This window comes from Alcaligenes sp. GW821-FHT11D07, from assembly GCF_058808495.1.
In genome coordinates, this window is sequence record NZ_JBXART010000002.1 from 314,050 (window position 1) to 325,855 (window position 11,806).

The window sequence follows — 11,806 nt, forward strand, 5'->3', positions numbered from 1 at the left end:
CGACCTCCTGGTCTAACGGTGTTTGAGTGCGGGCGTCAGCGTGTCTTGCTTAAAGGCGCAATGCCTTGTGTCTGACGGGACCAGTAGTCAAAGGTGGCGTTAACGATAGAGGGCTTGAGCAGGTAGTCGTGCGCCTCGGCGGCCAAGACGTCATCGACGGGGGTAAGCGGGCCAAAAGCGGCTTGGGCGCGCACTTGCAGGCGAGCGGCTCGTTCCAGATAAACCGACAAGTAGGTGGCTTCCTGGCAGGTTTTTCCTGCGGTCAGGTAGCCGTGGTGAGCCAGAATAATGGCGCGTTTGTCCCCCAGCGCTTTGGAAATGATGACGCCTTCCTGATCGGCAATGGGTACTCCGGGCCATTCACCCAGGAAGGCACAGTCGTTGTGCAAGGGGGTCATGTCCATTTGCGAGATCACCAGAGGCTGTCTGGCGGTAGCCAGCACGGTGGCCCAGGGTGAATGCGTGTGGATGATGGAGTGCACATCCGGGCGAGCCTCATAGACCCATAAATGAAAGCGGGTGGCTGGGTTGGCCATGCCTTCACCGCTCAGGGTGTTGAGGTCGCGGTCGACTTCGATGAAGTCGTCGGGGGTGGCCTCGTCAAAGCCAAGGCCAAAGCGTAGCGTCCAGTAAGCGTCGGGGCGTTCGGAACGGACACTGATCTGCCCGGCCAGCCCTGCTTCTTGTTCGGTCATGGCCAGGATGCGACAGGCAAAGGCCATGGTTTCTCGGGTGTCGCGCTGAACTTGCTGTAGATGAGTGGCCATCTCTTTGGTGGCGCGTTCATCGAAATAGGATTTGTCTCTGAGTAGGGTATCCATGCGATTTGTCTCCTTTAGCATGCTTCGTCGATCCGTATGCCGACGATGCCACCATTGTCTTGATTTAGATCAAGAGGAGCTATGATCGCTGGCTCATAGCTCCTATTCCATTTGTGGCGGGCGGTATCAGGCGGTCGAGCCCGGAGTGCAGCCGGGCTGGGAGACAGTCAGGGGGGGCAGAGCTCAGGCTTGGCGCCAGCGAGAGCGCTCACGGCGGCGCGAACGAGACCAAGGATGTTGCACCTTATGCGGCTGGGGCCGGGGATCGGGTGGAATACGTCCATCTGTATTTTCCACGGGATTGGAGTCCGGTTTGGTCGATTCCAGAAAGACATCAATGGAACAAGCGCAATCGAGGTACATGGACAATCCTTTGTCAGCGTAAAGAAAGGGGAGGTGGCTGGAGTCCGTTGCCCGAGCCAGTCTGGGCCGGTGTGCCTCCCGGAAAAAATGCGTCGTAGCTGTCTTGCAGTGCGTGCAAGATCAGTTCGGGATAGTTTTTTTCTTGAGTGCTTACTTTGGCCTGTAGCTGGGCCAGATGGTCGTTATCCTGCTGCCCATCCCAGTATTTTTGATAGTGGCCTTGCTGGGCGCCGCGCAGTTGGCGCAGACGGTTCAAGGCGTTTTTGCCTGCATAGGAGTGGTAGAGAGTCTCTAGCGTCAATCCGCACAGACTGGCAAGATGGGCAAAGCTGGCAAAATCAAATTGGCGGCTTTGCAGAACACGCAAGGTAAAGGCTTCCAGCGCGGTCATGATGGCGGCAGATTCGCTGACAGCGGCGGGGGCATGCTGTAATTGCTCTAGTGCGGCGGCGGCTTCCCGTTGCTGGCGCGGATTGGCAGTGCGCAGCAGATCGCACAAACCGAAATGCAGAATGTCGATTAATTCCAGCTGCAATTGCGGCACTTGGCGCTTGTTTTGCTGCCACCATTTCCAATCCAGGTAGTTAGCCAGTTCGGCGCACTCCACCCAGATGGCCCGGTAATAGTCCTGCTTGGCGGCGTGCCAGTTCGGGTCAATCAAGTGATTCAGCTCGGTCTGCAAAGCCAGCATCTGTTCCAGGCGGTGGGCTCCGTGGCCCGTCGAGTCCGGACCTTGCTGCCCCAGGTGTCGCTTTTGGCGACCTTGCTCATCAAAATTCTCGGGAGCCAGCCAAGCTTGGAGACGGGCTTTGCATTCAGGCCATTCCTGATCGGTGATGGAGAACCAGGCGGTATCGCGCGATCGCCCTTTGTAGATGACGGCTTGGCGAAAAATGCCTTCGTAGCGAAAGCCCAGGCGACGCGCTGCTGATTGCGATGCCGCGTTGTTGGTATCGCACTTCCATTCATAGCGCCGGTACCCCAGCCCATCAATGGCGTAGGCCATGAGCAGGTAATGCGCCTCGGTGGCCATGCGGGTTTGCTTTAAGGAAGGGGACCAGGCCACGAATCCCACTTCGATCGTGCCGTTCTGTGGATCAATACGCATCAGGGACAGTGTGCCCAGAGCCCGGCCCGTGGCTTGTTCCACCACAGCGTAGTGCACCGCGTTGCTGGCTTGGCTGATATGTTGCAGATGCTGGTCGAATTGTGCCCGCTTGCTGAACGGCCCTACTGATAAATAGGTCCAGTCACGACCGTCGCTGGCACTGCTGTAAGCCTCATAGAGGCTGTCGCCGTGCTGCTGCGGGGCTACGGCTTCCAGGCGGCAGTACTTGCCGTGCAGGACGCAGCGTGCAGGCTGAGGGCGAGCTTGCCAATGAGGTATGGCAGGGCCAATAGGCTGGAGGTATTCGTTCAACTGAACCATGAAATATCTGCAAAAGAGAAGGCTCCAGCGCGGCCACGCGGTGGCATTTCTGGAGGCGGTGAAAAGGATGGTTGGGGCTTGGCAGGAAGAAAGTGCTGTAGGCCACTAATTGATTCTATTGATCAAGTGGCCGGTTGCAGCAATCCGCTTTAGGTATGCTTTCCAGACCGCATTTGCTTATGCGCTTTGAAACGGGTTAGGGAAGGGCTTGATGGACTGGTGCTCTAGGCTTGAATGCCAGCGAAAGCAGCACAGTGGGGGGAGTGGTCTGTTTGATTTCGGCTCTATGGATGAGCCTGCGGCAGACCGAAGTGGCAGGTATAAAAAAAGCCGAACTACCATCAGGCAGATCGGCTTTTCAGCAGGCGGTAAGTGCAGGCTTACAGCTTGGCCAGGTTCAGGCGCAGAACGCTGTCTTTGGCACCTTTCAGGTAATGCGGGCTTTTATCGCCGTGCGGAACCTTGATGGTGATGAAAGCGGTTTGGCCGTCAGCGCTCAGTGTGATGCTGTTAGGATGCACCGGCGCGCTCAGACGGTGTTTCACCGCCATGGTTTCGGCATCCAGAATGGTGACCGAACCGGTACCGGCTGGAGTATCACGATCTACCCCACGGTTGGTAGCGATCAGTTCTTTACGAGCTTCGTTGTAGACCACATCCAGCAAGCCCAGACCGATGTCAGCTGTTTTCTCGACTTTGCCCGAGGTGGTGTCAAAGACGTAGATCTTGCCGGTGTTGGCATCCGCGCCAAACAGTTTTTTGCCGTCAGCGCTCAGAGCCACGTTCACAAAGAAGTGACGCGAATCTTCACGCTTGTCGCTCAGGGCGTCGCCCGTGGTAAAGCGCTGTTCGATGGCGCCGGTAGCTGGATTGATTACGGCAATCTCATCTTTACCGCCGTGACCCACAAACAGACGCTTGGTGTTGGCGTCGTAAGCTGCGCCCGCAGGCCACAGGCCTACGTTGTCGATATTGTGCAGAATGCGGCCATCAGCACCGTCCACAATCCAGACGCGACCACCTTGGGAAGGGTTGGTCACGAAGATGCGGTTGTCCTGCTCATCAATCACGACTTTGCGGGTGTGTTCCCAGCCGTCCTTGCCTTCTTTGGCACCCAGCTGAATCAGTTGCTTGACGGTGCCGTTCAGGCTGTTGATGGCCAGCAGGGAGCCATCCAGGGTGTTACCCACATACAGCGTGTGTGTTTTCTGGTTCAGGCCCAGTGCAAAAGCACGGCGGGGCAGTTGGATCAGCTGCGATTCACGCAGAGTGTCCTGATCCAGAACGTGCAAAAAACCAGCAGAACGGTCTTCAAACAAAGGAGTAGCGGCAACGAACAGTTGCTTGCTGTCTTTAGCAGCCAGAATTTCGTAGGCGCCATCCAGTGTGTCCTGGCGGAATGTAATCTGGTTCTGAGGAGCTGTTGCGCTATAGGCCGGATTTTGACCCGCTTGCTGCGATTGCGGCGCAGTCTGGCAAGCGCTGAGCAGCAAAGCGCCCATCACGGAAGCGACAATCATTTTTAAAGAGGCAGGGCGGGACGCAATCATGTATTTCCTTTGAGATTGAGCACGAAACAATAAATGAGAATCGTTACTATAACTGCTCTGTTTTATAAACTTTTCTGCCGCGTCTGTCTATGTAAAAAGCAAAAACCCCGCTTTAGGGCAGGGTTTTGAATTCACCTTTTTCAGGCTTTGCTGGGGCCTTGTCCAAAGCGTTCTTGCCAGGCTTGGTAGACTGCGCGCTTTTCTGGCAGCGGCATATGCTCCATCTTCACCCCTTGGTGGCCAAAGTCCTGCTGCATCTGTTGGTAGAAGGCCTGTGTAGACCACCCAAAGGGGCCACCTTCTGCATCATCAGCACAATAGACCACGCGATCTACTCCGGCAGCAATCATGGCAGCCATGCACATGGGGCACGGAATGCCGCTGGCATACATGGTGGTGCCAGGATGGCTGCTGCTTTGCTCGGTCTGGCTGGCAGTGCGCAGGGCCTGGATTTCTGCATGGGCGGTGGGGTCATGCGCAATGTAGGTCTCATTGACGCCTTCAGCCAGCACTTGGCCATCACGGACTAACACCGCGCCAAATGGCTGGCCGCCACGGGCGACGTTTTCTTCTGCAATCTGGATGGAGCGCAGCAGATAGTGTTTATCGTTCATGTTTTTCTCCTTGAGAGATCAAAGGTTTGTATGAGCCCTGCATGTTCAGGGTTTGCTGGCGGTGGCCAGCGGTCATTCGTACGGGTCACCTGCAAAGCAAAACAGCCGCTGACGGGCAGCGGCTGTTTTGTTTCAGGCCATTTTAGCGAGTGCCGCCAATGGTCAGGTTGGCATGACGGTTAACATCTTTGTACAGCAAGTAGCGGAAACGGCTTGGGCCACCTGCGTAGCAAGCTTGCGGGCAGAAGGCGCGCAGCCACATGAAGTCACCGGCTTCCACTTCAACCCAGTCCTGGTTCAAACGGTAAACCGCTTTGCCTTCCAGAACGTACAGGCCGTGTTCCATCACGTGCGTTTCTGCAAATGGGATCACGCCACCGGGTTCAAAGTTCACGATGTTCACGTGCATGTCGTGACGCAAGTCGGACATGTCGGTGAAACGGGTGGTGCTCCAACGGCCTTCGGTATCAGGCATGACGCCCGGCTTGACGTCTTTTTCGTTGGTGACAAAGGCTTCAGGTGCTTCCAGGCCTTCAACACGCTGGTAGCGCTTGCGGATCCAGTGGAAATTGGCCAGTTCGCCCGTGCGGTTGTGCAAGGTCCAGTTGGTGGAAGGAGGAATAAAGGCATAGCCGCCTTCTTCCATCACGTGTTTGGTGCCTTCCAGAACCAGCTCCAGCTGGCCCTTGACGACAAAAATCACGCCTTCGGCTTCGGGGTCGGACTCAGGGTTGTTGCTGCCGCCCTGAGGACCCACTTCCATAATGTATTGGGAGAAAGTCTCGGCAAAGCCGGACAAAGGACGTGCCAATACCCATAGACGGGTATTGTCCCAACCGGGCAGGAAGCTGGTCACGATGTCTTGCAGCACGCCTTTAGGCAGTACGGCATAGGCTTCGGTGAACATGGCGCGGTCCGTCAGCAGTTGAGTCTGCGGGGGATGGCCACCGGGAGGTGCGTAGTAATTGACTTTGGACATTTAGATTCCCAATGAAATTCAGTAAGGAAAACCTGTCGTGCGGCACGGCGTGCCCCCGGCATCTGGGCCAAAGCACAGGCGGGGCGTCGTTTCAATGCGCGGGACCAATACACCTTAACGAGTGCTGGTGATATTTACAAATTAAATGTATAAATCATTAGTATTTGTTTTTTGAATAGTTTGCTGAAGTGGCTCTGCAGGCTAGCGACAGCGCCTGTGCTTGCACCATTCCGTGGCGCTTGGGAAGTCAGTCTGGCGGCTATCGGCGCTTTGTTTTTAGGCTGCAGCTTATAAGGGGTTTGCAAATATGGACCATCAACTCTCGACCAGCCCCAGCTTGCATCGGCCTTTGTACGATCTGGACTTGTTGCTGGCTTTATTGACGGTAGTGGATTGCGGCAGTTTCACGGCGGCGGCAACGCGTTTGCATTCCACTCAATCTACGATCAGCCAAAAAGTACGCCGACTGGAAGAATTGGCGGGACTGCGTTTGCTGGACAGAGCTAGCCGCGGTGTCACTACGACCGAGGCTGGACAGACCCTGTTAGGCTACGCCCGGCAGATGCTGGCCTTGAACCACCAATTGTCGGAGGCTTTGTCAGGCTCGCTGGTGACAATATCGGTGCGGCTGGGTGTGCCCGAGGACTTTACCAATGGCCAGACCATGCGCGCCTTGGCTGGCTTTAACCGCCGTTTTCCGCAAGTACGGCTGGAAGTCAGTAGTGGTTTGAGCAGTGATCTGCTGGCGGCGTACGATCAGGGGGAGCTGGATCTGGTGCTGGTCAAACAGCGTCATAACGCCCGCGAAGCCGTGGCGTGCTTGCCAGAACAAACGGCCTGGGTGGACAGTGCCACTGATCCGGTCTTTCATCTGGACCCTATCCCCTTAGTGACTTTTCCGCGCCGTGGTGTGTATCGGGAAGAAATCATCAGCGCAGTGGAATCGCTGGGGCGTCGCTGGCGTATCAGTTTCACCAGTTCCAGTTTGAGCGGTATTCAAGGTGCAGTTGCCGACGGAATGGGCATCAGTCTGCTGCCGCGTCGCGCCGTTCGGGATGACCATGTGGTGCTGGGGCAAGCACAGGGCCTGCCCCGTATCGACGCCTTTGAACTTGCCGTATTGTACCGGCCTCATGCCAATGAGATGGTGACGGCGCTATCCCGTGTACTGGTCGATATGTTGGCCCCTGAAAGCCACCGTCAGGGGTGAGGGGCTAACTGCTGGCACCTTTGGGTGTGACGGGATCAAAGTGGGTCATGACATCCAGGACAGGTTCTTGGGCCATGACGCGATCCCGGGCCAGCACGGCAATGGCGTGGCCTTCTTTGATGCTGAGGGCCTCGTCCATTTCCAGGTCTACCTCTACCCAAATCATGTCGCCCAGTTTGCGTGTGCGTAGCTGATGTATGCCTTCCACGCCGGGCGTGTCGCGCAATAACGTAGCAATGCGCTCTTCCGTTTCCTGATCGACGGCCCGGTCTGTCAGATCATGAAAAGCGCCGATGGAAAACTTCCAGCCCATGCGGAAAATCATGAGGCCCACAATGCTGGCGGCCAGAGGATCGCCCAAAGGCAAACCTGCCAAGTTGGCCATGACCCCGACACTGACGACCAGCGACGATGCCGCATCCGAGCGGGCATGCCAGGCATTGGCGACCAACATGGTGGAGCGTAACCGCTTGGCGACGCGAAGCATGTAGCGGAACAAAAGCTCTTTACTACAGAGCGCCACGAACGCAATGCCCAGGGCGATGGGATGCACGGCTTCGATGCTGCTGGGGTCTCGGAGCGAGCTGACCGCATTCCACAACATGCCTATGCCTACCGCCAGCAAAATCCCGCCTATTGCCAGGGTGGCGGCGGTCTCGTAGCGCAAATGCCCATAGGGGTGATCGGCGTCGGGCGCGCGACGGCTGTGGCGGTTGGCAAACAAGACCACAAAGTCCGATAGCAGGTCCGATAGTGAGTGAATGGCATCGGCAATCAGGGCCTGCGAATGGGCAAATATCCCCACCGCAATCTGAAGCAGGCTCAAACCAATATTGACGATGACACTGACCCAAGTAGAGCGCCGGGCACCTACGTGCCGATCCAATTCAGAGGGGGTGAGCTTTTCCATGTCAAAAGTCCTTGCGTTGGTGGCAGCAGACTGTGCATCAATACAGCAGATTCAAGATAAAGAGTGTATCGGCTTTCCCGCTGAGCAGGGCGTTGTGTGGAGGTTTCGATCCGGCCTACACAGGATTCTTTGGTATATAGATACAAAAAAGCCCCGCAGTTACTGCGGGGCTTTCGATGCGATCAGGAATACATCTTAATTGATACGCATGCCAGGCTGTGCGCCGGGGAAGGGCTCCAGAATGTAGATACCTTGGTCCACTGCGTCATCGGCATGGCTGGCTGCCAGGACCATGCCTTCAGAGACACCGAAACGCATTTTGCGAGGGGCCAGGTTAGCCACCAGCACAGTCAGTTTGCCAACCAGATCATCTGGCTGGTAAGCCGATTTAATGCCGGAAAACACTTGGCGCAAGCGGCCTTCGCCTGCATCCAGGCTCAGACGCAAGAGCTTGTCCGAACCTTCAACCTCTTCGCAGCTCACGATCTTGGCAATGCGCAGATCAACTTTGATGAAGTCCTTGATGTCGATGGTGTCGGCAATGGCTTCACCACCGGGCAACACGACAGGAGCGGGCGGGGGAGTTAGCAGCTCGTCTACTTGGGCACTGTCCACACGCTGCATCAGATGCTTGAAGGGGGCAATGCTTGTTGGCAGAACCGCCACATCATCCCAAACAAAGCTGCGATCCAGGCCAAACAGTTCACGAGCAACGCGGTCGGTCAGTACAGGCAAGATGGCGGTCAGCATGACCGACAAGCCCTTGAAGCCAGCCAGGGTGCGCGAGCAAATGTCTTGCAGTGCATCTTTCTGGGCTTGTTCAGCCGTAGCAATGCCTTTGGCCATTACCCAGGGTTGGGCCGTGTCAAAAGCCTGGTTGATGATGTCAGCCTGAGCCATGATCTGGCGCACGGCACGGCCGTACTCGCGGTTTTCCAGATCAGCACGGACTTTCTCAGCCACGTCTTTCAACTGGTTTTGCATCTCGGTGGTGTCGCCCTGGAACGCGAGCTTGCCGTCAAAATGCTTGCTGATGAAATTGGCTGCGCGGCTGGCGATATTGACGTACTTGCCGATCAGATCGCTGTTGACGCGGGCAATGAAGTCATCAGGATTGAAATCCATGTCTTCAACGTGCGAGTTGAGCTTGGCGGCCATGTAGTAGCGCATCCACTCTGCATCCATGCCCAGTTCCAGGTAGCGCAGGGGAGAAATACCCGTGCCACGGCTCTTGGACATTTTTTCGCCGCTCATGGTGATGAAGCCATGCACGTTCAGGGAGTCAGGCACTTTGCGGCCGGAGAATTTCAGCATGGCAGGCCAGAACAGGGCGTGAAAGTACACGATGTCCTTGCCGATGAAGTGAACTTGCTCGGTGTCGCCGGCTGGGTCCAGCAGCGCATCAAAATCCAGGCCCACTTTGGCGCAGTAGGATTTCAGGGAAGCCAGGTAGCCCACTGGTGCATCCAGCCATACATAGAAGTATTTGCCGGGAGCGTCGGGAATCGGGATGCCGTAGTAAGGCTCGTCGCGGGAAATGTCCCAGTCGTTCAAGGACGCTTCGGCGCCATCGCCCGTACCCAGCCATTCGCGGGTCTTGCCCAGCACTTCCGATTGCAGACGTGGTTTGCCCAAGGCATTTTTGCCCGTGGTCCATTCTTGCAGGAAGGCAACGCAACGTGGGTCCGATAGACGGAAGAAAAAGTGTTCCGAGCTTTTCAGTACGGGACGCGCATTAGTCAGCGTCGAGTAGGGCTCGATCAGTTCAGTGGGGGCATAGACAGCGCTACAGACTTCGCAGCTGTCGCCGTACTGGTCTTTGGCATGACACTTGGGGCACTCACCCTTGATATAACGATCGGGCAGGAACATGCCTTTGACCGGATCGTAAAACTGCTCGATGGTGCGGGTGTCGATAAAGCCCGCCGTTTTCAAGGTGCGGTAGATATCTTGCGCCAAGGCCACGTTATCGGGCGAGTCTGTGCGGTGCCAGTGGTCAAACTTGACGTTAAAGCCATTCAGGTACGTCGGGCGCTCGGCCGCAATCTTGTCTACCAGCTGAGCGGGCGTGATGCCTGCGCTTTCAGCCTTGAGCATGATGGGGGCACCGTGGGCGTCATCCGCGCACACAAAATGAACAGTATGTCCCGACATTCGCATGGACCGAACCCAGATGTCGGCCTGGATATATTCCATGATGTGGCCGATGTGAAACGAGCCGTTGGCGTACGGCAGGGCGGTCGTAACAAATATCGTTCGTGACATGTCTTAACAAAATAAAAAAAGAAAGGGAACCAGGATTCTACGGTCTATTACTAACTTGCGCTGTGCAAGGCCGTTGAATGTCCACGGACAAGATGCTTATTGGCCAATCCCGGATATTACAAATGCATACACCCTGAGTCTGGGCAGACTCAGGGTGTCAGGTCTTGACCAAATCAGCGACCCGCCAGCCAAATCATTTGGCTGGCAGATGTAAATAGGTCAGGGGATCTCGCGCATTTCTATGTCGGTAACATCGCGCGAACGCGGTGTATTGGACTGTTTGCTGACGTCGGCTGGGCGGCGGCGCTGGTCCCAATAGGCTTTAACGCCAAAAGGACGGCCACTGATACGCGCCACAATGTATAAAATGCCGATCGCAATAGCGGTAGAAACCATGAAGATAAACGCCATGATTGCACCGAAAATTGTCAGCAAGACAAAGAGGGCTGTGCGGATAATCTGGTTAAATGTGTTCATAGGGTTAGTATGACATCATAAGTGTAAAAAAATTCCTCTTGAACCGCTATTTTTCTGGTTTAAAGGTATGGTGATGTTTCTTTATATCAAGGTTTTGTATAAATGACAGTGAGTTCCGAGCGCGTGTTGCAAGCCCTGGCAGGTGTGACCGATCCCAACACGTTAAAGAAGTTATCGGTCGATGCCGGTCGATGCGAACTGAGCATTGACCAGAGCCAGGTTGAGCTGACTTTGCATCTGCCCTACACGGCTTATGACATTCAGGGACAACTGCGCGAGCGCATTGAGCAGGCCTTGGCCAGTGTGGGTGCCACACTGGCTAAATTGCATTTGAATCCTCGCATTGGCGTGCACGCCGTGCAGGAAGGTTTGCGGCCCATGCCAAATATTCGCAATATTATTGCGGTGTCCTCGGGCAAGGGCGGTGTGGGTAAAAGTACCACTTCGGTGAACCTGGCCTTGGCCCTGCACATGCAAGGCGCGCGCGTGGGTTTGCTGGATGCGGATATTTACGGTCCTAGCGTGCCGACCATGTTGGGTCTGAACGAGCGTCCTCGCAGTGCGGACGGCAAAATGATGGAGCCTCTGATCGGTCACGGTCTGCAAGCGAACTCCATCGGTTTTCTCTTAGAGGAAAACGCGCCGGCCATCTGGCGTGGCCCCATGGCCACCCAAGCCTTGACACAGCTGCTTACACAAACGCGCTGGGATGATCTGGATTACCTGATTATCGACATGCCTCCCGGCACCGGCGATATCGCCTTGACGCTGTCGCAGAAAGTGCCATTGACCGGGGCGGTTATTGTGACCACGCCTCAAGATCTGGCCTTGATTGATGCCAAGCGTGGCTTGAGCATGTTCCAGAAGGTCAACGTGCCTGTCTTGGGTATTGTCGAAAACATGTCGGTTCACATCTGCTCGAACTGTGGTCACGCTGACCCGGTTTTCGGTCAGCATGGCGGGCGCGACATGGCCAGCGAGTTCAATGTGCCTTGGTTGGGTGCTTTGCCCCTGGCCATGAGCATCCGGGCGCAAACCGACTCTGGTACGCCTACTGTGATCGCCAGTGCTGACAGTCCTGAAGCCCGTCTGTACCACGAGATTGCCGCCCGCGTGTCGGCTAATCTGTCTCAGTTCCCTCCCGATACATCGGGGCAACGTCCCAAGGTTGTTCCTCGTCCTCTTTGA

At 55.9% G+C, this 11,806-nt stretch carries 11 protein-coding genes; 2 read left to right on the top strand and 9 right to left on the bottom strand.

Features of this window, described 5'->3' with window-relative positions; all coding sequences use genetic code 11:
* Positions 1 to 35: 35 nt before the first annotated feature.
* The 6 genes from AC1RSM_RS10055 to AC1RSM_RS10080 all read right to left on the bottom strand — a co-directional run bounded on the left by AC1RSM_RS10055 (position 36) and on the right by AC1RSM_RS10080 (position 5,756).
* A complete protein-coding gene (locus AC1RSM_RS10055; RefSeq protein ID WP_492932084.1) occupies positions 36 to 821 on the bottom strand; it encodes an aldolase in 786 nt (261 codons plus the stop codon).
* Positions 822 to 1,004: 183 nt separating this feature from the next.
* Complete coding sequence (locus AC1RSM_RS10060) at positions 1,005 to 1,184, bottom strand: hypothetical protein (RefSeq protein WP_492932085.1); 180 nt, start codon at positions 1,182 to 1,184, stop codon at positions 1,005 to 1,007.
* Between the two features lie 13 nt (positions 1,185 to 1,197).
* Positions 1,198 to 2,613, bottom strand: coding sequence for a GNAT family N-acetyltransferase (locus AC1RSM_RS10065; RefSeq protein WP_492932087.1), 1,416 nt, complete (start codon positions 2,611 to 2,613; stop codon positions 1,198 to 1,200).
* Between the two features lie 380 nt (positions 2,614 to 2,993).
* A complete protein-coding gene (locus AC1RSM_RS10070) occupies positions 2,994 to 4,163 on the bottom strand; it encodes a YncE family protein (protein ID WP_492932089.1) in 1,170 nt (389 codons plus the stop codon).
* Positions 4,164 to 4,303: 140 nt separating this feature from the next.
* On the bottom strand, positions 4,304 to 4,777 hold the full coding sequence (locus tag AC1RSM_RS10075) for a nucleoside deaminase (protein ID WP_492932091.1): 474 nt from the start codon (positions 4,775 to 4,777) through the stop codon (positions 4,304 to 4,306).
* 142 nt (positions 4,778 to 4,919) lie between these two features.
* Positions 4,920 to 5,756 carry a bifunctional allantoicase/(S)-ureidoglycine aminohydrolase gene (locus tag AC1RSM_RS10080; protein WP_492932093.1) on the bottom strand — a complete coding sequence of 279 codons (837 nt, stop codon included), beginning with the start codon at positions 5,754 to 5,756 and terminating at the stop codon, positions 4,920 to 4,922.
* Between the two features lie 307 nt (positions 5,757 to 6,063).
* Between AC1RSM_RS10080 and AC1RSM_RS10085 the strand changes: the two genes are divergently transcribed.
* Positions 6,064 to 6,966 carry a LysR substrate-binding domain-containing protein gene (locus AC1RSM_RS10085; protein WP_492932095.1) on the top strand — a complete coding sequence of 301 codons (903 nt, stop codon included), beginning with the start codon at positions 6,064 to 6,066 and terminating at the stop codon, positions 6,964 to 6,966.
* Between the two features lie 4 nt (positions 6,967 to 6,970).
* On the opposite strand, the gene AC1RSM_RS10090 is transcribed toward AC1RSM_RS10085, so the two are convergent.
* The 3 genes from AC1RSM_RS10090 to AC1RSM_RS10100 all read right to left on the bottom strand — a co-directional run bounded on the left by AC1RSM_RS10090 (position 6,971) and on the right by AC1RSM_RS10100 (position 10,618).
* Positions 6,971 to 7,876 carry a cation diffusion facilitator family transporter gene (locus tag AC1RSM_RS10090; protein WP_492932097.1) on the bottom strand — a complete coding sequence of 302 codons (906 nt, stop codon included), beginning with the start codon at positions 7,874 to 7,876 and terminating at the stop codon, positions 6,971 to 6,973.
* Between the two features lie 195 nt (positions 7,877 to 8,071).
* The gene (gene metG / locus AC1RSM_RS10095; protein WP_492932099.1) at positions 8,072 to 10,141 is read right to left on the bottom strand and encodes a methionine--tRNA ligase; all 2,070 of its coding nucleotides are present in this window, start codon (positions 10,139 to 10,141) and stop codon (positions 8,072 to 8,074) included.
* Between the two features lie 219 nt (positions 10,142 to 10,360).
* Positions 10,361 to 10,618: a hypothetical protein gene (locus AC1RSM_RS10100; RefSeq protein WP_492932101.1), complete on the bottom strand. Its 258-nt coding sequence runs from the start codon at positions 10,616 to 10,618 to the stop codon at positions 10,361 to 10,363.
* A 102-nt stretch (positions 10,619 to 10,720) separates the two neighbouring features.
* On the opposite strand from AC1RSM_RS10100, the gene apbC reads away from it, so the two are divergent.
* On the top strand, positions 10,721 to 11,806 hold the full coding sequence (gene apbC, locus AC1RSM_RS10105; RefSeq protein WP_492932103.1) for an iron-sulfur cluster carrier protein ApbC: 1,086 nt from the start codon (positions 10,721 to 10,723) through the stop codon (positions 11,804 to 11,806).

Bases quoted from the DNA above. Each gene is read 5' to 3' on its own strand.
- AC1RSM_RS10100 (WP_492932101.1), bottom strand. From the start codon at position 10,618: ATGAACACATTTAACCAGATTATCCGCACAGCCCTCTTTGTCTTGCTG.
- AC1RSM_RS10070 (WP_492932089.1), bottom strand. From the start codon at position 4,163: ATGATTGCGTCCCGCCCTGCCTCTTTAAAAATGATTGTCGCTTCCGTG.
- AC1RSM_RS10065 (WP_492932087.1), bottom strand. From the start codon at position 2,613: ATGGTTCAGTTGAACGAATACCTCCAGCCTATTGGCCCTGCCATACCT.
- AC1RSM_RS10075 (WP_492932091.1), bottom strand. From the start codon at position 4,777: ATGAACGATAAACACTATCTGCTGCGCTCCATCCAGATTGCAGAAGAA.
- AC1RSM_RS10055 (WP_492932084.1), bottom strand. From the start codon at position 821: ATGGATACCCTACTCAGAGACAAATCCTATTTCGATGAACGCGCCACC.
- metG (WP_492932099.1), bottom strand. From the start codon at position 10,141: ATGTCACGAACGATATTTGTTACGACCGCCCTGCCGTACGCCAACGGC.
- AC1RSM_RS10085 (WP_492932095.1), top strand. From the start codon at position 6,064: ATGGACCATCAACTCTCGACCAGCCCCAGCTTGCATCGGCCTTTGTAC.
- AC1RSM_RS10060 (WP_492932085.1), bottom strand. From the start codon at position 1,184: ATGTACCTCGATTGCGCTTGTTCCATTGATGTCTTTCTGGAATCGACC.
- AC1RSM_RS10080 (WP_492932093.1), bottom strand. From the start codon at position 5,756: ATGTCCAAAGTCAATTACTACGCACCTCCCGGTGGCCATCCCCCGCAG.
- apbC (WP_492932103.1), top strand. From the start codon at position 10,721: ATGACAGTGAGTTCCGAGCGCGTGTTGCAAGCCCTGGCAGGTGTGACC.
- AC1RSM_RS10090 (WP_492932097.1), bottom strand. From the start codon at position 7,876: ATGGAAAAGCTCACCCCCTCTGAATTGGATCGGCACGTAGGTGCCCGG.